This window comes from Mycobacterium paraintracellulare (assembly GCF_000276825.1).
GTDB classification, from domain to species: domain Bacteria; phylum Actinomycetota; class Actinomycetes; order Mycobacteriales; family Mycobacteriaceae; genus Mycobacterium; species Mycobacterium intracellulare.
In genome coordinates this window covers 5,029,601-5,051,075 of sequence record NC_016948.1, presented here as the reverse complement: position 1 = coordinate 5,051,075, position 21,475 = coordinate 5,029,601, and the positions used below count along the sequence as shown (strand labels likewise).

General features: G+C 67.9%; 17 protein-coding genes. 6 read left to right on the top strand and 11 right to left on the bottom strand.

Annotation, left to right across the window (positions count from 1 at the left end; genetic code table 11):
- Positions 1 to 15 precede the first annotated feature (15 nt).
- The 3 genes from OCQ_RS23505 to OCQ_RS23495 form a co-directional block, all read right to left on the bottom strand.
- Complete coding sequence (locus OCQ_RS23505; protein WP_014385942.1) at positions 16 to 2,985, bottom strand: (Fe-S)-binding protein; 2,970 nt, start codon at positions 2,983 to 2,985, stop codon at positions 16 to 18.
- Between the two features lie 249 nt (positions 2,986 to 3,234).
- Positions 3,235 to 4,911 carry an Hsp70 family protein gene (locus OCQ_RS23500; protein ID WP_014385941.1) on the bottom strand — a complete coding sequence of 559 codons (1,677 nt, stop codon included), beginning with the start codon at positions 4,909 to 4,911 and terminating at the stop codon, positions 3,235 to 3,237.
- Positions 4,912 to 5,007: 96 nt separating this feature from the next.
- Positions 5,008 to 5,553 (bottom strand): hypothetical protein, encoded by a 546-nt coding sequence (locus OCQ_RS23495; protein ID WP_014381310.1) that lies wholly within the window; start codon positions 5,551 to 5,553, stop codon positions 5,008 to 5,010.
- Between the two features lie 703 nt (positions 5,554 to 6,256).
- Here OCQ_RS23495 and OCQ_RS23490 point away from each other — a divergent pair.
- Entirely contained in the window at positions 6,257 to 7,606 is a 1,350-nt protein-coding gene (locus OCQ_RS23490; protein ID WP_232065624.1) for a sugar porter family MFS transporter, read from the top strand.
- 47 nt (positions 7,607 to 7,653) lie between these two features.
- Here the strand turns inward: OCQ_RS23490 and OCQ_RS23485 are convergent, their stop codons facing one another.
- The 5 genes from OCQ_RS23485 to OCQ_RS23465 all read right to left on the bottom strand — a co-directional run bounded on the left by OCQ_RS23485 (position 7,654) and on the right by OCQ_RS23465 (position 11,606).
- Positions 7,654 to 8,391, bottom strand: a complete 738-nt coding sequence (locus tag OCQ_RS23485) for a hypothetical protein (protein ID WP_014385939.1) — start codon at positions 8,389 to 8,391, stop codon at positions 7,654 to 7,656.
- A 19-nt stretch (positions 8,392 to 8,410) separates the two neighbouring features.
- Positions 8,411 to 9,130, bottom strand: a complete 720-nt coding sequence (locus OCQ_RS23480; RefSeq protein ID WP_014943047.1) for a hypothetical protein — start codon at positions 9,128 to 9,130, stop codon at positions 8,411 to 8,413.
- Positions 9,130 to 9,672, bottom strand: a complete 543-nt coding sequence (locus OCQ_RS23475; RefSeq protein ID WP_041785263.1) for an LpqN/LpqT family lipoprotein — start codon at positions 9,670 to 9,672, stop codon at positions 9,130 to 9,132. Before OCQ_RS23475 ends, OCQ_RS23480 begins: the two co-directional genes overlap by 1 nt.
- 10 nt (positions 9,673 to 9,682) lie before the next feature.
- Entirely contained in the window at positions 9,683 to 10,900 is a 1,218-nt protein-coding gene (locus OCQ_RS23470) for a putative alpha/beta hydrolase (protein WP_014385936.1), read from the bottom strand.
- Positions 10,901 to 11,012: 112 nt separating this feature from the next.
- The gene (locus OCQ_RS23465) at positions 11,013 to 11,606 is read right to left on the bottom strand and encodes a hypothetical protein (protein WP_014385935.1); all 594 of its coding nucleotides are present in this window, start codon (positions 11,604 to 11,606) and stop codon (positions 11,013 to 11,015) included.
- Positions 11,607 to 11,924: 318 nt separating this feature from the next.
- Between OCQ_RS23465 and dnaK the strand changes: the two genes are divergently transcribed.
- From dnaK to OCQ_RS23445, 4 genes are read left to right on the top strand one after another with little or no spacing between them, the layout of a single operon-like run.
- Positions 11,925 to 13,784, top strand: a complete 1,860-nt coding sequence (dnaK, locus tag OCQ_RS23460) for a molecular chaperone DnaK (protein ID WP_014385934.1) — start codon at positions 11,925 to 11,927, stop codon at positions 13,782 to 13,784.
- Positions 13,781 to 14,422 carry a nucleotide exchange factor GrpE gene (gene grpE, locus OCQ_RS23455; RefSeq protein ID WP_014943046.1) on the top strand — a complete coding sequence of 214 codons (642 nt, stop codon included), beginning with the start codon at positions 13,781 to 13,783 and terminating at the stop codon, positions 14,420 to 14,422. The genes dnaK and grpE overlap by 4 nt, the downstream gene beginning before the upstream one ends.
- 49 nt (positions 14,423 to 14,471) lie before the next feature.
- The gene (gene dnaJ, locus OCQ_RS23450) at positions 14,472 to 15,650 is read left to right on the top strand and encodes a molecular chaperone DnaJ (RefSeq protein ID WP_008261532.1); all 1,179 of its coding nucleotides are present in this window, start codon (positions 14,472 to 14,474) and stop codon (positions 15,648 to 15,650) included.
- Positions 15,650 to 16,045: a heat shock protein transcriptional repressor HspR gene (locus OCQ_RS23445; RefSeq protein WP_008261523.1), complete on the top strand. Its 396-nt coding sequence runs from the start codon at positions 15,650 to 15,652 to the stop codon at positions 16,043 to 16,045. The genes dnaJ and OCQ_RS23445 overlap by 1 nt, the downstream gene beginning before the upstream one ends.
- Before the next feature lie 138 nt (positions 16,046 to 16,183).
- Here OCQ_RS23445 and OCQ_RS23440 read toward each other — a convergent pair whose 3' ends face one another.
- Genes OCQ_RS23440 through OCQ_RS23430 form a run of 3 tightly spaced genes read right to left on the bottom strand, consistent with a single transcriptional unit; the run spans position 16,184 to position 18,755 of the window.
- Positions 16,184 to 17,095 carry an aldose 1-epimerase gene (locus OCQ_RS23440; RefSeq protein WP_014385932.1) on the bottom strand — a complete coding sequence of 304 codons (912 nt, stop codon included), beginning with the start codon at positions 17,093 to 17,095 and terminating at the stop codon, positions 16,184 to 16,186.
- Between the two features lie 2 nt (positions 17,096 to 17,097).
- Positions 17,098 to 18,288: an FAD-binding oxidoreductase gene (locus tag OCQ_RS23435; RefSeq protein ID WP_014385931.1), complete on the bottom strand. Its 1,191-nt coding sequence runs from the start codon at positions 18,286 to 18,288 to the stop codon at positions 17,098 to 17,100.
- A gap of 32 nt (positions 18,289 to 18,320) precedes the next feature.
- Positions 18,321 to 18,755 (bottom strand): DUF3060 domain-containing protein, encoded by a 435-nt coding sequence (locus tag OCQ_RS23430; protein WP_371286286.1) that lies wholly within the window; start codon positions 18,753 to 18,755, stop codon positions 18,321 to 18,323.
- Between the two features lie 133 nt (positions 18,756 to 18,888).
- Here OCQ_RS23430 and clpB point away from each other — a divergent pair, with 133 nt between their 5' ends.
- The gene (gene clpB / locus OCQ_RS23425) at positions 18,889 to 21,435 is read left to right on the top strand and encodes an ATP-dependent chaperone ClpB (RefSeq protein ID WP_008261516.1); all 2,547 of its coding nucleotides are present in this window, start codon (positions 18,889 to 18,891) and stop codon (positions 21,433 to 21,435) included.
- Positions 21,436 to 21,475: the final 40 nt, after the last annotated feature.

Below are 21,475 nucleotides of genomic sequence, written 5' to 3'. Positions count from 1 at the left end.
CGCAAAAATCGCAGGTCAGCGCTTGCCCGGGGGTCGCGCCCCGCGGGCGATGCCCAGGCCTTTGACCGGCGGCTGCGACGGTGCGTCGTCGCCGTCGGCCTGCTTTGCCGGCTCCGCTTTCGGTGCCGGCTCGGCCGGCGCCTGTTCGGCGGGCTCGGCTTCTGCTTTCGGCGCCTCGGCTTTCGGGGCCGCCTTCTTGGCGCCGGGTCGCTTGGCGCCCGCGGCCAGGCCCAGGCCCTTCACGGGCGTGGCGGCGGGTGCCTTGGCCTCGGGTTCGGCTTCCGGTGCCACTTCCGCCTCGGGTGCTTCGGCCTTGGGGGCCTCGGCCTTCGGGGCCGCCTTCTTGGCGCCGGGTCGCTTGGCGCCCGCGGCCAGGCCCAGGCCCTTCACGGGCGCGGCGGGCGCCTTGGCCTCGGTCTCGGCCTCGGGCGCGGCCGCTTCGGCAGGTGCCTCGGCCTTGGCCGGTGCCGCCTTCTTGGCCCCGGGTTTCTTGGCGCCGCCGGCGATGCCCAGCCCCTTGACCGGGGCGGCCGCTTCGGCCTTGCCTTCCGCGGCGGGCGCGGCTTTCTTGGCCCCGGGTTTCTTGGCGGCGCCGGCGATCCCGAGCCCCTTGACGGGAGCGGCGGGTGCGGCCGCGGCCTTCGGGGCCGCCTCGGCGGGAGCCTCCTCGGCCTCTTCGGCGGGTGCGGTCGCCGTGGCCGTCGCGGCCTTGGGCGCCGCGGCCGCCCGCTTTTCGGCTTCCTTGGCGGCCGTGCCCTTTTCGGGCAGCGTCGCCTTGTCGTATTCGAGGGACGCGAGCAGGATCTGGGCGACGTCGAGCACCTCGACACCGCTGCGCCCGGCCTCCTCCTGCCGGTCGTTGACGCCGTCGGTGACCATCACCCGGCAGAACGGGCACGCGGTGGCGATGGTGGTGGCCCCGGTGGCCAGCGCCTCGTCGACACGCTCGTGGTTGATCCGCTTGCCGATGTGCTCTTCCATCCACATCCGCGCGCCGCCGGCGCCGCAGCAGAAGCTGCGCTCGGCGTGCCGCGGCATCTCGGTCAGGTTCGCCCCCGACGTACCGATCAGCTCACGCGGCGCCTCGTAGACCTTGTTGTGCCGGCCCAGGTAGCAGGGGTCGTGGTAGGTGATGTCCTGCGACACCGGCGTCACCGGCACCAGCCTGTTGTCCCGGACCAGCCGGTTGAGCAGCTGGGTGTGGTGCAGCACCGAGTAGTTCGCGCCGAGCTGGCGGTACTCGCGGCCCAGGGTGTTGAAGCAGTGCGGGCAGGTCACCACGATCTTGCGGTCGACGGTCTCGGTGCCCTCGAACAGCCCGTCCAGGGTCTCGACGGCTTGCGCGGCCAGCTGCTGGAACAGGAACTCGTTGCCCGAGCGGCGCGCGGAGTCGCCGTTGCAGGACTCGCCGGTGCCGAGCACCAGGTACTTCACCCCGGCGATGGCCAGCAGCTCGGCGACGGCCTTGGTGGTCTTCTTGGCCTTGTCGTCGTAGGCGCCGGCGCAGCCGACCCAGAACAGGTACTCGTAGCCGTCGAAGCTGTCGACGTCCTCGCCGTAGACCGGCACGTCGAAGTCGACCTCGTCGATCCAGTTGGTGCGGTCCGACGCGTTCTGGCCCCACGGGTTGCCCTTGGTTTCCAGGTTCTTGAACAGCACCGACAGTTCCGAGGGGAACTCGGACTCCATCATCACCTGGTAGCGGCGCATGTCGATGATGTGATCGACGTGCTCGATGTCCACCGGGCACTGTTCGACGCAGGCGCCGCAGGACACGCAGGACCACAGCACGTCGGGGTCGATGACGCCGCCCTGCTCCTCGGTGCCGACCAGCGGCCGGGTGGCCTGCTCCGGGCCGGAACCCATGACGCGGCCGAAGCCCGACTCGGGAACGTGGTGGGCCTCGGCGTGCTCTTCGCCGGACAGCTCCTCGCCGAGCCCGCCCGCCGGCGTGCTCTCCAGCGGGCTCTCCTTGTCACCCAGGATGTAGGGCGCCTTGGCCATCCAGTGGTCGCGCAGGTCCATGATGACGAGCTTGGGGGACAGCGGCTTGCCGGTGTTCCACGCCGGGCACTGCGACTGGCAGCGCCCGCACTCGGTACAGGTGGCGAAGTCCAGCATGGCCTTCCAGCTGAAGTCCTCGACCTTGCCGCGCCCGAATGTCGCGTCGTCGGGCGGGTTTTCGAAGTCGATCGGCTTGCCGTCGTGCTCGAGCGGCAGCAGCGGGCCGAGCCCGTCGGGCAGCCGCTTGAAGATGACGTTGATCGGCGCCGTGAAGATGTGCATGTGCTTGGAGTGCAGCACGATGATCAGGAAGGCCAGCATGACCGCGATGTGCAGCAGCAGGGCCACCGTTTCGATGATCTCGTTGGCGGGCTGCCCCAGCGGGCGCAGGATCGCGCCGAACAGTTGCGACAGGAAGGCCCCGTTGCCGTACGGCAGCGTGCCGTTGTTGACCGCGGATCCGCGCACCAGCACGTAGGTCCACACGACGTTGAAGATCATGAACAGCACCAGCCAGGCGCCGCCGGTGTGCGAGCCGTAGAACCGGGATGAGCGGCCGATCTCCTTCGGGCTGCGCATCAACCGGATGACGGCGAAGGTGGCGATGCCGAGGAAGACGGCCGTGGCGAAGAAGTCCTGCAGGAAGCCCAGCGCGTCCCACCGCCCGATGAACGGGATGTGGAAGTTGTCCTGGAACAACAGCCCGTAGGCCTCGATGTAGACCGTGAGGAGGATGAAGAAGCCCCACATGGTGAAGAAGTGCGCCAGGCCGGGGATCGACCACTTCAACAGCTTGCGCTGCCCGAAGACCTCGGAGAGCTCGGCCCAGATTCGTTTGCCGGGTTCGTCGGTGTGCCCCGGGGCCGGCTTGCCGGACGTGATCAGCTTGAACAGCCACAGGACCCGTCGTGCGGCGAGCGCGGCCACGACCAGCGTCATGCCCATGCCCACGACCAGCCTGATGAGCATCTGCGTTGTCACAGAAGGTCTCCCCAATGCATAGATAATTCGGCCTGTGCTTTATTTGCCTGCTTAAGCCCCGCTCATAGTTACATCTTCGCGGCTTTCGGCGCGAGAAAGGCTGCCCTAACTTCGGGTTCGTCGGCGCCTCTGGCCTGCTAGTTGATACCCGTTCGCCGGGTGTGACGTTTGTCGGAGTGACCAGCGCCACCAAATTTCGTTAAATGACCCTTTTCGGAGCCCTTTTCCGGCCAGACGCAATCGTTCGCGTCAGCGCCCGAATGGGGGTTGGAAGATCGGCGGCAGGGGTCGCACCCGGGTGGTCGTCGTCGGCGCCGCGGACGTGGTGGTCGCCTGCGATGTCGTGGTGGGCGGCGCGGTGGTGGTCGTCGTGGTGCTCGGCGGGGGTGTCGTCGTCGTGGTCGACGGCTCCGGCGGCGGTGTCGTGGTGGTCGTGGTGGCCGGCGCCTCGCTGGACGGTGGCGGCGGAGCCGGAACGACGGTGACGGTGGTGCTGTCGTTCGGCCCGGTGATGGTCACCGTTTGTGGTGGTGGCGGTGGGTTGGGCGAGGACGTCGGGGGGGCCGGGGTGGACTTCGTCATCAACAGGCCGATCGCCAGTGCCGCGGCCACCAGCACCGCCACCCCCGCCCCAACGACGGTCAACACCAGCGCCGTGCGCTTGTACCAGGGCAGCCCGCCCTGCTCGGCGTACTCGAATTCCCGTGCCTCGCTGGCATATTCGCCGGTTGCGTCGCGGCCGGTATAGGGCACCGGCTCGTCGGAGTCGGCGTCTTGCGACCACGCCAGGGCGTCATCCACATCGGTGGCCTGGGCGGCCCACGCGGCCTGGGTGGCCCCGATTCCCGCGGTGCCGACCATTTCGGTCGGCGTCTCCACGGCGGCGGCCGCGGTGGTTTCGGCGCCCCCCGCTGCGTACTGCGCACCGAGCGCCGCGGCGCCGAGTGCGGCGAGTGACGCCGGCTGCGCCGCGCTGCGGACCGGAACCCCGAAGCGCTGCGACAACCGCGCGGTGATCAGCGGGATGCTTGCGCCCCCGCCGACGATCGCCACGGCGCGCAGGTTGGTGTTCGGAATTCCGTTGCGCCGCAACGTGTCTTGCAGCGAGGTGACAAACCGGTCCAGCGGTGGGGAGATCAGTTGCTCGAACTCGGTGCGGGTCAGTTGGGTGGACTCCCCGGACGCCCCCGCGACGGTGCTCACCGCGGCGGTCGACAGTTGTTCCTTGGCGCGCCGGCAGGCGGCCAGCAGGCGGGTCTGCGATCCCATCCGCGCGCCGCCGCCCAGGACGGCGGTGCTGACATCGGAGGCCAGCAGGTGATCGACGATGAGCTGATCGATCGCGTCGCCGGAGAAGTCGGTGTGCCGCACGGCCGGGGCGACGGGCGCAAAGCCGGCATTGGCGTCCAGCACCGTGACGGTAGTGCCGCCGGCACCGAAGTCGCACAGCGCGACGACGCCGTCGGCGGGAAACCCCGGCGTGCCGCGCAGGGCCGCCACCGCGGCCGTGGCGTCGGAAACCAGCATCGGCGCGACCCCACCGCGCGCGAGATCCGACTGGGCGAAGAACTCGTCGCGCAGCGCCGCGAACTGTTCGTCGGACCAGTAGGCGGGGACCGCGATGCTGATCGGTGTCCCGTAGCCGACCGTGCGGGCCATCGCCTCGATCGCCTCGACCGTCAGCGCCGCGCCCAGGTACTTGGTGCCGTCGGCCGCCACCAGCGGGGCCCGGTCGCCGACCCGCTCGACGAACCCGCGCAGCACCAGGCCGGGTGCGGTCAGGTTCGGATTCTCTTCCGGCAGGCCGACTTCGGTGGGACGGTGCTCGAACAGGGTGACCACCGAGCTGCGGGTGACCGGGGCGGTGCCGGCGCGGGCCGCCACTAGATTGGCCACCCCGATCGATAGCCCGAGCGACTGGCTCATGTCCGCACCCCTGTGTCAGTAGTCCCGTGGATTGCAGCGAGTCTAGGGCGCCGCCGGCGCCGCGTCGCCGAGCGTGATCGGCCTGCCGCCGACTCGCTAACGCAGGCCCGGCGGAACCGTGATGACCGTCGGCACCTGCGGAATGGTGATCACCGGCGGCAGCTGCGGCAGATGGTGGCGATGCGTGGGCTGCTGCGTTTGTTGCCCGGTGGGCTGCTGCTGCGTCGGCTGCTGGGCCGGCGGCTGCTCTTCGGCGCTGCTGCTGGACTCGGTGGTGGTCGTGGTCGTCGTGGTCGACGGCGTCGTTGTTGTCGTTGTCGTGGTGGTGCTCGTCGTCGACTTGGGGACGTGGTTGACGGATTGGTCGTCGTGAATGAGCTCGATGATCCCGAAGACGATCAGGCCGATCAGGATGACGACGGAAATCAACCAGGCGATGAGCATCGCGGGCCTGCGGTACCAGGGCGTGGGCTCGGGTTCCTGGTCGAACGGGTCGAAGCCCTGGGGTTGCTCGAACCCGTGGGGCGGCTGGGGCGGGAAGTTCGGTGGCGGGACTTCACCGGTCGGCGGCTCGCTCATGCCGAAATCGGCATGCTGGGTCGGCCGATTGTGGAAGTCATCGCGTGGACCGTTGGATGCCACGGCACCGATGGTACTGACCGCACCTGCCAGCCTGCTGATGCCAACCCCTAAGGGGCGGTCGCGTCGCTCAGAAGGAGGGGTGCGGGTTCCCACACAGAGCGTGCACTCAGGGTCCACAGCCTACCGCCAGACTGTGGCGCTCAACACACCCGCCACACCATTTCCGGACGAATGATATTGCAGTACAGCACAGTTCGACCGCCCCATCGCTTTTGACTTACCAACATATTCGTGACAGTCTCTTTTCCCGAATCGATGTGGAGGTCGAACGGCAAGCCCACATCAACTGCGGCGCCTCCCGGGCTGGGCAGGCCGGCGAGTGAGCCGCCAGCGACCGACACGTACCCGCCGTCACAGCAGCGACGCCCGGTATGACATTGGGTCCTGGCGCCGCGGCGAGCGGCCATGCAATCCGAGCGCAGGGTAGGGAGGCGATCACGATGCCCGGCCGGCCCGCCCATGCGCCCCGGGTTCGTCGTCTCTGCTACAACGATCGGCCCTGCTAATGGCCGCCGATCCCACAGACCGCGAATGGTGGTCAGAAGCCGGCGACGACGCCCCGACCGCGGCGAGCCAGCACCGTCGCGCGGCGGAGTCGCCCGATGGGACCGACCCGGCAAAGTGCGCAGCTGCGGCTCACGAGGAAACGTCGCACGGTGCAGTCGGCGCCGTCGCGGAGGCGGGAAACCAACTGACGAGCGCCGTGGTCGTCATTGCGCTCGTCTCGGCGATCTCGGGCTTGCTCTACGGCTACAACACCGGTGTCATCTCCTGGGCCCTATTGCAGCTCACCGAGGAGTTCAACCTCACCGCGGCCTGGAAGCAGGTGGTCGCCGCCAGCATCCTGCTCGGCGCCATCGTCGGGGCCTTGGCGTGCAGCTGGCTATCCGACCGGTTCGGCCGGCGCGGCACGCTGTTGATGCTGTCGGTGCTGTTCATCGTCGGCGCGCTGTGGTGTGCCGACGCGCCGGATGTCGTAGTGCTGTCGCTGGGAAGGCTGGTCCTGGGCTTCGCCGTCGGCGGGGCGACCCAGACGGCCCCGATGTATGTCGCCGAGCTCTCGCCGTCGGCCTACCGAGGGCGGTTGGTGCTGTGCTTCCAGATCGCCATCGGGGTGGGCATCCTCGCCGCTAACCTCATCGGGGTCTTCGACTCGGTCTCCTGGCGGGGGCCGACCGGAATCGCGTGCGTACCCGCCGCGATCATGCTGTGGCTGTTGCTGCGCCTCCCGGAAAGTCCGCGCTGGCTGGTCAAGCAAGGTGATCGAAACGCCGCGCGAGCCGTGTTGGAGCGGGTCCGGCCCGACGGCTACGACGTGGGCGCCGAGCTGGACGAAGCGACCGAACTCGCGCGCATGGAACGCAAGGCCAGCACCCGCGGGTGGAGCGGGCTGCGCGACTCCTGGGTGCGCCCGGCCCTGGTCCTGGGTTGTGGCATCGCGGTGTTCACCCAGCTCAGCGGCATCGAGATGATCATCTACTATGCGCCGACCATCCTGACTGACGACGGCGTGTACCGGTCCGTGGCTCTGCTGGTGTCGGTGATGTTGGGTGCGACGTACGTGATCGCCCAACTAGTGGGGCTGGCCATTATCGACCGGGTCGGCCGGCGCCGGCTCACCCTCATCATGGTGCCGGGCGCGGCGATCAGCCTGTTCGCGCTCGGCCTGATCTTCGTCACCGCCGACAGCGGCCACGATGTGATCGCCTACATCATGATTTCCCTGATCGCCTTCATGGTGTTCAATGCCGGCGGCCTGCAGCTGATGGGATGGCTGACCGGCTCGGAGACCTATCCGCTGGCGGTGCGACCGGAGGGCACCGCCGTGCATTCGGCGACGCTGTGGGGGACCAACCTGCTCATCACGCTGACGCTGCTGTCGCTCATCAATGCGATCGGGGTCGGACCCTCGATGTGGCTCTACGCGTTGTTCAACGTGGCGGCGTGGATCTTCGTATTCTTCCGCATGCCCGACCTCACCGGTAAAAGCCTGGAAGAAATCGAAAAGAACCTGGCGGAGGGGAAATTCCGACCGTCTGACTTCGCACGCTGACGAATACGCTTGCGCGGCACGTCTTTTCGGGCAGCAGTGCGGCGCGGTCACACGCCAGCCATTGACCGGCCCCGAAGGATCCGTTCGATCCGGTCGAGCAGCTCGCTCGGGTTGTCGTGGGCGCCGTTGTTCCAGGCCGCGAGGGCGTCGAGGAGGTTGCTCGGTTGAACACTCAGATACATCCCGAGCATCACCGTCGCGGTCGCCTCGCCGCTGACATCGGCTGGCTGGTAGGCGACTTCGACTTGCAACCGCTCGGTACCGGCCGCCACGCTCGGGACGAGCTTTGGCTCGATCGAACGGACATGCTCACGCCGGATGTCGGTCAACTCACTGCCGCGCTCTGCGATCCGCACGGTCAACGCCGCGGGGGTGATACGGAGAAGGGATCGGCGCCAGATCCAGAGGGAGACTCCCACCAATAAGGCAGAGATGGCCAGCAGAATGACCCCGCCGTACCACAGCCACGCCGGATTACCGGGTGCACATCCTGCGCCAATCATGGCGAACGCGATTAGGGGGAACAGCAAGGTCGCCATGTATGGGTTGCTCTCGTACCACGGAAGATAGCGGCAGACAATCTCCTGCCCGGTCCGCCTGACCCCGGCGCCGAAAATTCGGCGGCCGCTCCCATAAATGATGCCGACGCCGACCGCAGCGGCGCCGACAGGCAGATACCAAGCCGACCCAACCAGCACATTTATGCCCGCCAATAGGCACAGCGCGCCGCCGAAGGAATAGCGCAGCACGCGCCACCAACGGCCTTTTGCTTCGCCGCCGGCCATCAGTGACCGCCTCGTGTGGTCACTGTCGATTGCCCCGAAGGATCCCTTCGACCCGATCCAGTAGCTCGCACGGGTTTTCGTGGGCGCCGTCTTTCCAGGCGATTAGTGCGTTAAGAAGGTTAATCGGCTGGATGGTCAACTGCAGGCCGAGCAGCACAGTCTTGGACTCGCTGCTCAAACCCGTTGCGCGGTAGCTGATTGCGACTTGCAGCGACTGGCCGCTCACACCATTCGGGACGATCTTGGGCTCGATCGACACGACACACTCACGGCTTATTTCGGTCAACTCTTCTTTCGGCGCAGTCAGGCGCACCGTCAACACCGAGGGCGAAATGCACAGAAGGCACCGGCGCCACATACATACCGCGCTGGAAACGAAGATGGGCGTCAGAACCAGCAGAAGGATTCCGATGAACCGAAGCCACGCGGGATTGCCGGGTGCACTGCCCGCGCCGATACCTGCGACAGCGAGCAATGGGAACAGCACGTTCAAGACGTACACATTTCCCTCGTACCACGGGATGTATCTACAAATAATCTCGTCGCCCGCCCGGGTGACTCCCGCCCGAAAAATTCGGCGTCTTCCGAGGATGAACATGAGTGCCGCGCAGAATGCGATCAGGGACAGGTACCACTGAACTCCGACCGAAGTTGCTACCGCCGCAAGAAGGAGTAGAGCCGCGCCAAAGATGTACCGCAGTCCCCGCCGCCACTGGCCGCTCGTCTCGCCGTTGATCATCAGTGACGGTCTCGTGTTGCGGTGACGGGCGCCGGACCTGCCGGCGCGGCACCCAGTTGTACAGACAGCCAGACGTTTTCCCGCCGCACGGGTGAATCATCTAGCGCGGTCACCGTAAGTTGCGCAATCAGTGTCTCCTGTTCAGCCGAGATGATCCGCGATCGTGACACACTGTCGATGGCGCCGAGCTCATGGATAATCTTCATCGCCAGCAACCCCTGAATTCCGATGGATTCAGCTGCCGGGCCGAGTTCACGGCGCACCTCGTGACATCCCGGAGTCGACTGCAGCTGCTGCTCCACCAGCATCGCGAAAACTTCGGCGGGGTCCAAAGCGGCCTCGACACGATGCATCGTCAACACCGCGTTAGCGCCGAATGTGTCGATGCACGGGTCGGCGCGACAAACCCATACCCGGGCTCCGACTGCGGAATCGAACGGTTCCCAGCCCTGTGGTACCCCGACCTCCACGACAAGCCCGGCGAATCGGTCGACCGGGGATACTGCAACGCCGTGCTTCTCTATGAACTCATCAAATCGCATCGTCGCCGACCTACCCGAATCCGAAAACCGATTCCACGCCGTGCACCGCACTCCCGACCGCATCCGCGACCGGATGCCAGACTTCTCCGACCACCTTCGATCCACCCCAAGCGGCGATAGCTCCCACGCCCGCGCCCACCACCAGGCCAAGGGCCGTCCCCGCCCCCGGAATGACCGAACCGATCGCTGCACCAGCAGCCGCGTCTCCTGCCAATGTGCCCAGGCCCAGCCCTAACACGGTTCCGACAGACTCCCGGGTGACGGCCTCGGAAACCGAGTTGCCGTCATGGATGTCGGACATGACGGCGGGCACCGCGCTGGCCGCAGCGACCACCCCGCCGACGCGGGAGAAGCCTTTCAGCTCGATGCCGCCGATCTTCGGATCCTCGAACCATCTCAACAAGCCCGGATCAGCCTTGCCGGGACCCGTACCGGGGGACTCGGCGATCAATCTGGTCGTCGCCCCGCGCACACCGTCGGCGGTACCGCCGGCGATCGCGCCCGCGGCGCCGGTCAGCACCTCGCCCTTCGTCGGGGCCAACGCGGGACCGCCGCCGGGCTGCTCGGCCGCGCCGCCGCTGGGCTGCTCGGCCGCTCCCTGGGCGGGCCCGGCCTGGGGGGCCGTGAGGTCGTATCCGTCCGCGTGCAGGGTCCCCATTGCGTTCTGGAACGAGTTGGCGTAGCCGTTGCGGGTGGATTGCAGCTGGCCCAGCGCTGCTTTGGTGTCGCGGATGGCGTCGTCTTCGCGGCCGCTGATAAACGCATCCAGCGCGTGTCGGTCTTCCGCGGTCAGTGTGGGATCTTTTTCCAGCTCCACCGCTTGGCCGATGAAGCCGTCCAGCTGCTGCAACTGACTTTCTAGGGCCGCGATCTGCCCGGCCGCCGTCTTTTGCGCCTCGGCCAGATTGGCAGCGATGTTTTCCAGGTCCGCACCGATCTTGGGCAGCTGCAAGGACTGCGCCCCAAGGGATTTCGTCACGCGCTGCACTTCGGCGGAGCCGTTGATCGGATGATCCCCATTCTGATGGTTCCACGCGGCGTCGAAGCGGCTACGGGCCTGGTCGAACGCATTGGTGGCCTCGGCGGTGCATCGGCCCGCCTTGAGAAACGCCTCCGCCAGCTGAGCAATCTGAAACGGGCTACCGGCCTGCAGGCTCTGATTGATCGCCCACGGGTCGCCACCGGCTTCGGCGATCAGCGCCGCGACGCTGATGTAGCGCAGTTGCATGGAGTCGTGAGGTCTTCTTGGTTAGGCCGGGACTGAGCGAGCACCGGTAGCTGGTCGGCGACATCACGCGGCAGACCGATCCCCCCGCCACGCCGTCGACAAGGTTACCGCCCTAGAACGTGTTGACCTTGTCGATGCTGACGAACATGCCGTGCTTGGTCTGGTCGTTGGTGAAGCGGGTGCCGTCGACGTTGGCGATGATCGTCCAGCCCTGGGCGGCGTAGGTCTGGTAATCGATCTTGACGGTCGGGATGGCTCCGAGGTTGCCCAGCACCCACTGCACCTTGCCGCCGGTGGTGACGCTGACGCCGTTGGCGTGCTCACCGTCCTGCAGCGGGGAGTTGGTGAAGGGCGCCTCGCAGCCGACGGTGTCCTTGTTGATCTGGCAGCGCGTCACGCCGGATTTGGTCTCGATGAAGACGTAGCCGTTCTGGTCGGGCGGCAGGGGGATGGCGCCGGCCGGATTCGTGGGGCCCGTCGGCGCGGCCGGAGCCGTCGGGGCCGGAGCGGCGGTGGCCGACGGCGGCGACGGCGTGGATCGCGGCGTGGGGAAGGACGGTTCGCCCGCGCCCGCCCCGGGCGAAGCCACCGGCCGGCCGCCGATGACGGAGCTGCAGCCGGACACCAGCCCGGAGCCGGCGAACAGGGCTACGAGCAGCAGCGAACCACCGGCCAGGCTCCGCCGCGCATTATCCGAAAACCGCACCCGCCGCTCCCCAGACGATTCGAATGGCGGCACTCAGGTTACCCACCCTCCGACGACAGTCGCTGCACTCGAGTGCCTATCGATGCGGCGCCGATGGTGAAGCTTTACCGCCGCGTGACCGACTCGCGGGGCGACTGTGCGCCGCCACCGCTGGCCCCGGGAACAACACGGGACCGCGGGCCGTTAACATGATCGACAAGTTGAGTGAACCAGGCTCAAGACTGGGTTGACAGCCTATCGCCCTCAGGGGCAGGCTTGAGCGGGGTTCACTCAGCATAGTGGCACCAGACAAGCTCTACACAATCAGGAGGAATCACTATGGCTCGTGCGGTCGGTATCGACCTCGGGACCACCAACTCCGTCGTCGCAGTCCTCGAGGGCGGTGACCCCGTCGTCGTCGCCAACTCCGAGGGCTCGCGGACCACCCCGTCCATCGTCGCGTTCGCGCGCAACGGCGAGGTGCTCGTCGGCCAGCCCGCCAAGAACCAGGCGGTCACCAACGTCGACCGGACCATCCGTTCGGTCAAGCGGCACATGGGCACCGACTGGTCCATCGAGATCGATGACAAGAAATACACCGCCCAGGAGATCAGCGCCCGTGTGCTGATGAAGCTGAAGCGCGACGCCGAGGCATACCTGGGCGAGGACGTCACCGACGCGGTGGTCACCGTGCCGGCGTACTTCAACGACGCCCAGCGTCAGGCGACGAAGGAAGCCGGCCAGATCGCCGGCCTGAACGTCCTGCGCATCGTCAACGAGCCGACCGCCGCCGCACTGGCCTACGGCCTGGACAAGGGCGAGAAGGAGCAGACCATCCTGGTCTTCGACCTCGGTGGCGGCACGTTCGACGTGTCGTTGCTCGAGATCGGCGAGGGCGTGGTCGAGGTCCGCGCCACCAGCGGTGACAACCACCTCGGTGGGGACGACTGGGACGACCGTGTCGTCGACTGGCTCGTCGACAAGTTCAAGGGCACCAGCGGAATTGACCTGACCAAGGACAAGATGGCGATGCAGCGGCTGCGTGAGGCCGCGGAGAAGGCCAAGATCGAACTCTCGAGTTCGCAGAGCACCTCGATCAACCTGCCTTACATCACCGTCGACGCGGACAAGAACCCGCTGTTCCTCGACGAGCAGCTCACGCGCGCCGAATTCCAGCGCATCACACAGGATCTGCTGGACCGCACCCGTCAGCCCTTCCAGTCCGTGATCAAGGACGCCGGCATCTCGGTCTCCGAGATCGACCACGTGGTCCTGGTGGGTGGTTCCACCCGGATGCCCGCGGTGACCGAACTGGTCAAGGAGCTCACCGGCGGCAAGGAGCCCAACAAGGGTGTCAACCCCGACGAGGTGGTGGCCGTGGGTGCCGCTCTTCAGGCTGGCGTGTTGAAGGGCGAGGTGAAAGACGTTCTGCTGCTTGACGTTACGCCGCTGAGCTTGGGTATCGAGACCAAGGGTGGCGTGATGACCAAGCTCATCGAGCGCAACACCACCATCCCGACCAAGCGGTCGGAGACCTTCACCACGGCCGATGACAACCAGCCGTCCGTGCAGATCCAGGTGTACCAGGGTGAGCGCGAAATCGCTTCGCACAACAAGCTGCTCGGCTCCTTCGAGCTGACCGGCATCCCGCCGGCGCCCCGCGGCGTCCCGCAGATCGAGGTCACCTTCGACATCGACGCCAACGGCATCGTGCACGTCACGGCCAAGGACAAGGGCACCGGCAAGGAGAACACGATCAAAATCCAGGAGGGCTCCGGCCTGTCCAAGGAGGAGATCGACCGGATGATCAAGGACGCCGAGGCGCACGCCGAGGAGGACCGCCAGCGTCGCGAGGAGGCCGACGTCCGCAACCAGGCCGAATCGCTGGTCTACCAGACGGAGAAGTTCGTCAAGGACCAGCGCGAAGCCGAGGGCGGGTCGAAGGTTCCCGAGGACACGCTGTCCAAGGTCGACGCCGCGATCGCCGAGGCCAAGACGGCCCTGGGCGGCACCGACATCACCGCGATCAAGTCGGCGATGGAGAAGCTGGGCCAGGAGTCGCAGGCGCTCGGGCAGGCCATCTACGAGGCCACCCAGGCCGCGGGCGAACAGGCCGACGCGACCGGTGGCGGGCAGGCTGGCTCCGCTGACGACGTCGTGGACGCGGAGGTGGTCGACGACGACCGGGAGTCCAAGTGACAGAAGGAAACCCACAGGAACAGGTGACCGTCACCGACAAGCGGCGAATCGATCCTGAGACCGGTGAAGTACGGCAGGCCCCTCCCGGCGATACGCCGGGAGGGCCGGCCCCGGCCGACGAGCCGGCGGTTCAGGGCGAGGGCAAGCTCGCCGAGCTGACCGCCGATCTGCAACGCGTGCAGGCCGACTTCGCGAACTACCGCAAGCGGGCGCTGCGCGACCAGCAGGCCGCGGCGGACCGGGCCAAGGCCGCCGTCGTCAACCAATTGCTGGGCGTGCTCGACGATCTCGACCGGGCGCGCAAGCACGGCGACCTCGAGTCGGGCCCGCTGAAGGCGGTGGCCGACAAGCTGGAGGGCGCGCTGACCGGGCTCGGCCTGACGGCGTTCGGCGAGGAGGGCGAGGACTTCGACCCGGTGCTGCACGAAGCCGTCCAGCACGAGGGCGACGGATCTCGACCGGTGATCGGCACCGTCATGCGGCAGGGCTACAAGCTCGGCGATCAAATCCTGCGCCACGCCATGGTCGGCGTCGTCGACACGGTCGACGACGAAGGCGACGAATCGGCCTCGGCCGGTGAGGCTGAGGAAACCGCGCCGGTCGAATCGGACGATAACGCCGGCACGTCCGGTGACTAGACCACACAATCAGCACAACGCAACGCCACAGGTGAGGGGGTGACGCGACATGGCCCAGCGTGAATGGGTCGAAAAAGACTTCTACAAGGAGCTGGGCGTCTCCTCTGACGCCAGTCCCGAAGAGATCAAACGCGCCTACCGCAAACTGGCGCGCGATCTGCACCCGGACGCCAACCCGGACAATCCCGCCGCCGGTGAACGATTCAAAGCCGTGTCGGAGGCGCACAACGTGTTGTCCGATCCGGCCAAGCGCAAGGAATACGACGAAACCCGAAGGCTGTTCGCCGGCGGCGGTTTTGGCGGGCGCCGGTTCGATACCGGCGGCTTCGGTGGCTTCAACGTCGGCGGCGACGGGGCGGAGTTCAACCTCAACGATCTGTTCGACGCCGCCGGCCGCAGCGGCGGCACCAACATCGGCGACCTGTTCGGCGGATTGTTCGGGCGCGGCGCCGGCGGCCGGCCCAGCCGGCCGCGCCGCGGCAACGACCTCGAGACCGAAACCCAGCTGGAATTCGTCGAGGCCGCCAAGGGTGTGGCGATGCCGCTGCGGCTGACCAGCCCGGCGCCGTGCACCAACTGCCATGGCAGCGGCGCGCGGCCGGGCACCAGCCCGAAGGTGTGTCCCACCTGCAACGGCTCCGGCGTGATCAACCGCAACCAGGGCGCGTTCGGTTTCTCCGAGCCCTGCACCGATTGCCGGGGCAGCGGCTCGATCATCGAGCACCCCTGCGAGGAGTGCAAGGGCACCGGGGTCACCACCCGGACCCGCACCATCAACGTGCGCATCCCGCCCGGCGTCGAGGACGGACAGCGCATCCGGCTGCCCGGCCAGGGTGAGGCCGGTCTGCGCGGCGCGCCTTCGGGCGACCTGTACGTGACGGTGCACGTGCGCCCGGACAAGGTGTTCGGCCGCGACGGCGACGACCTGACCGTCACCGTTCCCGTCAGCTTCACCGAATTGGCCTTGGGCTCAACCATTTCGGTGCCCACGCTGGACGGCAAAGTCGGTGTCCGGGTGCCCAAGGGAACTTCCGACGGCCGCATCCTGCGGGTGCGCGGACGCGGTGTGCCCAAGCGCAGCGGCGGCAACGGGGACCTGCTGGTCACCGTAAAGGTCGCCGTGCCACCGAATCTGGAGGGCGCGGCCCAGGAGGCGCTGGAGGCATACGCCGCCGCCGAGCGCTCCAGCGGGTTTGACCCCCGGGCAGGATGGGCGGGTAATCGCTGATGGCCAAGGGCTCGAGTAATTCACGAAATGAGGATGCCCGAACGTTCCTGATCTCGGTCGCCGCCGAGCTGGCCGGCATGCACGCCCAAACCCTGCGCACCTACGACCGCCTCGGCCTGGTCAGCCCGCGCCGCACTTCCGGTGGGGGACGCCGCTATTCGGAGCACGACGTCGACCTGCTGCGTGAGGTGCAGCGGCTCTCGCAGGACGAGGGGGTCAACCTCGCCGGCATCAAGCGGATCATCGAGCTGACCAACCAGGTCGAGGCCCTGCAGGCGCGGATCAAAGAGTTGAACGAGGAATTGGCGCAGTTGCGCGCCAGCCAGCGCCGCGACGTGGCGGTGGTGCCCAAGAGCACCGCGCTGGTGGTGTGGCAGCCGCGCCGGGGGCGTTAATCGTCGGGAAGTTTGTTTTGCGCCCCAAGGGTTCCTGTCTCCGGAGCACACAACATTCGCAAAAGCGCTAGCGCATGTGCTAGCGCTTTTCGCATGCTCCTGGTGATCAGCAGACAGCGACTGCGGTGACCCAGGTGGTCACTGTGATCGCACCCGGATCGAAAACTGCGTCACCACCGGCTCACCCGGCGCAGCGCAGCGATAGCCGCCGCGGCGCAGCGCGTCGGTCGGTGCGGCCATCGGCTCGAAACAGATGATGGCCTTGGACGGATCGTCGACCGGCGGCGCGAAGATCTGCGCCGCCGAATAGCCCCGCTCGAAATGCACCTCGATGCGGCGTCCGCCCCCGGACACCGCGAACACCGCGCCCTCGGTGACGTCGTCGTAGGCATCGTCAAAGGCCTTGTTGCGCAACGCCTCTTCACCTGCCGGCTGCAGCTCGGACTCTCCGGTGGGCAGCCCCTTGTCGTCGAGACCGAGGTGCCGCAGCGCCGGCGTCTCGACGACCCAGTCACCGCGGGCCACGCCCAGCAGCTGCAGGTAGGGATGAAACCCGAAGCACAGCGGCACCGCCGAGTCGCCGGTGGCGGCGACGGTGCTCCGCACCGTCAGGGTGCGATCGGCCAGTCGCGCGGTCACTGTCAGCACATGCGGGTACGGGAAGCTGGCCAGCAGTCGTGGATCGGCACCGAAATCCACCAGAGCGGTCAGCTCGTTCGGGGACTCGTCCGTCACCCGCCAACCGGGATAGGCGGCCAGGACGCCGTGGATCGGCAACCCGTTGGGGTCGGCGCGCACCCCGTTCTCACCCGGCGTCAGGTCCACCGTCGCGCCCTGCGCGGTATAGGTGTTCGCGCCCAACCGGTTTGCCCACGGATACAGGATCGGGATGCCCATCGTCTTGCCGTCGCTGACATAGGCGTCCAGACCGCGACGTTGGCCGAGCAACTCCGCGCCGGCGTCGCGCAGCGACGTGCCGATCATCCCCGCGTCCGGAACGAACTGGGCAACCAGTGGCGACGAAGGATCGCGCAGGGTGACGACGTGCATGGCTACCTCCAGAGCGGATCGTGCTGAATGCGTTCGGGCGGAGCGCCTTTGGCGAGCAGCGCGGACTTGGTGGCGCTGACCATCGCCGGCCCGCCGCAGATCAGGATCTGACGGTCGCCCCAGCCGCCGTACTTGGTCACCACGTCGGGCAGCCGGCCGATCTGGTGCACGTGCAGGCCCCGCGGCGGCGTGACGTCGGGATAGTCGGCGGCCCACGCCGGGTCGGCGCTGTACTCCGAGACCGGCGACACCGACAGCCACGGGTTGTGCGACGCGACCTGCCACAGGGTGGGCAGGTCGTAGAGTTCGCAGCGGTAGCGCGCGCCGAAGAACAGATGTATCCGCGGGTTGACCGCGTAGCGGGACAGGTCCATGATGAGCGCCCGCAGCGGCGCCAGGCCCGTGCTGCCGGCGACCATCAGCACGTCGCCGCCGTCTCGGTCGACGCCCAGGCCGCCGTGTGGGCTGGACAGCCGCCACCGGTCGCCGATGCGGGTTTCGTTGACGATCGCGGTGCTGACCAGGCCGCCGGGCACCAGGCGCACGTGGAACTCGATCCCGCCGCCGGGATCGGCGGGAATGGCGGGGCTCAGATATCGCCAGCGGCGCGGGCATTGCGGCACATGGGCGTTGACGTATTGCCCGGGGTGGTAGTGCATCGGCTGGTCGAGCTGCAGCCGAACGACCGCCAGGTCCCGCGACACCCGCAGGTGTTCGATGACGGTGCCGTCCCACCAGGCGGGTCCCTCCTCAGCGTCCGCGGCGCCGCTCATCACCCCGATGATCAGGTTCAGCGACTGCCTGGCCGCGTCGTCGACCGCGCCGGTCCAGGCCGCACCCAGATGCGAGCGCAGCGTCGCCAGCAATGCGCGGCCCAGGGTGTCGTAATGGTGCGGCAGCACACCGTATTTGCGGTGGTCCCGCCCGAGTTGGGCCAAAAACGCCACCGGCTCCCGCGCGCGCCGCGCGACCAGTTCGCCGTACACCCAGTGCATCGCGTGGCCGAAAGCGGCGCGCTGGGCACTCATTTCGGGTGGGAAGAGATCGCGCACCGAGGCGTCGAGGGCGAACCAATGGGTGTAGAAGCGGTGCACCAGCTCGCCGGAATCACCCTGGGAGCCCGAGCGGCCCGCGCCGTCCGGTTCGAAGGCGTCGCGCAGCACGGCCAGCGCTTGGACGTCCTCGAGGCTCACGGGCCCCGATTCTAGGCTCGGATTCCGTGGATTCAGCCCTGCCGGACGACGTTGGCGGTCCCGGCGCTGACGATCTTGGGTGAACCCCAGTGGTAGACAACGACGTTGCCGGCTCCGGATGCGCTCAGCGCGTCCGTGCTGTCGACCGCGACGCGATTGTCGTTGCCGGAGACGGTGACGCTGGTGCAGTGGCCGGTGAGGGTGATCGTGTTGTTCTTTCCGCTCACCGACAGGTAGCCGGCGTGGCAGGGCAGCGTCTTCGTCGTACCGGCGCCGCTCACCTGCAGCGTCCCGGCGTCGGGCACCTCACTGGACTGGCTGCCGTGGGCGAGGTCGGTATGCAGGCCGACCGAGACAAGGCCCACGACCGCCACTCCGGCGAGGGCGGCCAGCCATAAGCTCCTGCCCCGGCGCGGGGTTCGGGCGGGGTCGGCGGCCTGGTCGGGGTGTTGCATCGTCTGCGTCATCGCTACGGGGGTACCCCGTACGGCGTAGTGCCCAAAACTCGGTAGAGTTGAGCGGAACAGACTCAACATTGACGACGTTGAACAAGCAGACAAGCATTTTTGCCAGCTCCCTTTCGACCCGAATGGAGGCGTCGTGGACTCTTTCAACCCGACCACCAAGACCCAGGCGGCGCTGACCTCGGCGCTGCAGGCGGCCTCGGCCGCCGGTAACCCGGAGATCCGGCCCGCCCACCTGCTGATGGCGTTGCTGACCCAGGCGGACGGCATCGCCGCGCCGCTGCTGGAGGCCGTGGGGGTCGCGCCCGCCACCATCCGCGCCGAAGCCGAGCGCCTGCTCGAGCGGCTGCCGCAGGCCAGCGGCGCCAGCTCGCAGCCGCAGCTCTCGCGCGAGTCGCTGGCCGCCATCACCACCGCCCAGCAACTGGCCACCGAGATGGACGACGAATACGTCTCCACCGAACACCTGATGGTCGGCCTTGCCACCGGCGACTCCGACGTCGCCAAGCTGCTCACCGGGCACGGCGCGTCGCCGCAGGCGTTGCGGGAGGCGTTCGTCAAGGTCCGCGGCAGCGCCCGGGTCACCAGCGCCGACCCCGAGGCCACCTATCAGGCGCTGGAGAAGTACTCGACCGACCTGACCGCGCGCGCCCGCGAGGGCAAGCTCGACCCGGTTATCGGGCGTGACAACGAGATTCGCCGCGTCGTGCAGGTGTTGAGCCGGCGCACCAAGAACAACCCGGTGCTGATCGGCGAGCCCGGCGTCGGCAAGACCGCGATCGTGGAGGGTCTGGCCCAGCGCATCGTCGCCGGCGACGTGCCGGAGAGCCTGCGCGACAAGACCGTCATCAGCCTGGACCTCGGCTCGATGGTCGCCGGCGCGAAGTATCGCGGCGAGTTCGAGGAACGCCTCAAGGCCGTCCTCGACGACATCAAGAACTCCGCCGGGCAGATCATCACCTTCATCGACGAGCTGCACACCATCGTCGGCGCCGGCGCAACCGGCGAGGGGGCGATGGACGCCGGCAACATGATCAAGCCGATGCTGGCCCGCGGCGAGCTGCGCCTGGTCGGCGCCACCACGCTCGACGAGTACCGCAAGTACATCGAGAAGGACGCCGCGCTGGAGCGCCGCTTCCAGCAGGTGCTGGTCGGGGAGCCGTCGGTGGAGGACACCGTCGGCATCCTGCGCGGGCTCAAGGACCGCTACGAGGTGCACCACGGCGTGCGCATCACCGACTCGGCCCTGGTGGCCGCGGCGACGCTGTCCGACCGCTACATCACCGCGCGCTTCCTGCCGGACAAGGCCATCGACCTGGTCGACGAGGCCGCCAGCCGGCTGAAGATGGAGATCGACTCGCGGCCCGTCGAGATCGACGAGGTCGAGCGCCTGGTGCGCCGCCTCGAGATCGAGGAGATGGCGCTGGCCAAAGAAGAGGACGAGGCGTCCAAGGAGCGGCTGGAGAAGCTGCGCTCCGAGCTGGCCGACCAGAAGGAGAAGCTCGCCGAGCTCACCACGCGCTGGCAGAACGAGAAGAATGCGATCGACGTGGTGCGCGAGCTCAAGGAACAGCTCGAGGCGCTGCGCGGGGAGTCCGAGCGCGCCGAGCGCGACGGCGACCTGGCCAAGGCCGCCGAGCTGCGCTACGGCCGCATCCCCGAGGTCGAGAAGAAACTCGACGCCGCGCTTCCGCAGGCCGAGGCCCGCGAGAACGTGATGCTCAAGGAGGAGGTCGGCCCCGACGACATCGCCGACGTGGTGTCGGCATGGACGGGCATCCCGGCCGGACGGATGCTCGAGGGCGAGACCGCCAAACTGCTGCGCATGGAAGACGAGCTGGGCAAGCGCGTCATCGGGCAGCGCAAGGCGGTGACGGCGGTGTCCGACGCCGTGCGGCGCGCCCGCGCCGGCGTCGCCGACCCCAACCGGCCGACCGGTTCGTTCATGTTCCTGGGCCCGACCGGTGTCGGTAAGACCGAGCTGGCCAAGGCGCTGGCGGAGTTCCTGTTCGACGACGAGCGCGCGATGGTCCGCATCGACATGAGCGAGTACGGCGAGAAGCACTCGGTGGCCCGGCTGGTCGGCGCCCCTCCCGGCTACATCGGCTACGACCAGGGCGGTCAGCTGACCGAGGCGGTGCGGCGGCGTCCGTACACGGTGATCCTGTTCGACGAGATCGAGAAGGCGCACCCGGACGTGTTCGACGTGCTGTTGCAGGTGCTCGACGAGGGCCGGCTCACCGACGGGCAGGGCCGCACGGTCGACTTCCGCAACACCATCCTGATCCTGACGTCCAACCTGGGCTCGGGTGGCACCGAGGAGCAGGTGATGGCCGCGGTGCGCTCGGCGTTCAAGCCGGAGTTCATCAACCGGCTCGACGACGTCATCGTCTTCGCCGGCCTGGAGCCCGGTGAGCTGGTGGCCATCGTCGACATCCAGCTGGCGCAGCTGCAGAAGCGGCTGGCGCAGCGCCGCCTCACCCTCGAGGTGTCGCTGCCGGCCAAGCAGTGGCTGGCGCATCGGGGATTCGACCCGGTCTACGGCGCGCGGCCGCTGCGCCGGCTGGTGCAACAGGCCATCGGCGACCAGCTGGCCAAGCTGTTGCTGGCCGGCGACGTGCACGACGGCGACACCGTGCCGGTGAACGTCAGCCCCGACGGCGACTCCCTGATCCTGGGCTGAGCCGCGCTCGAACGTCGACTTGTTGTGGTGCTTTCCCCCG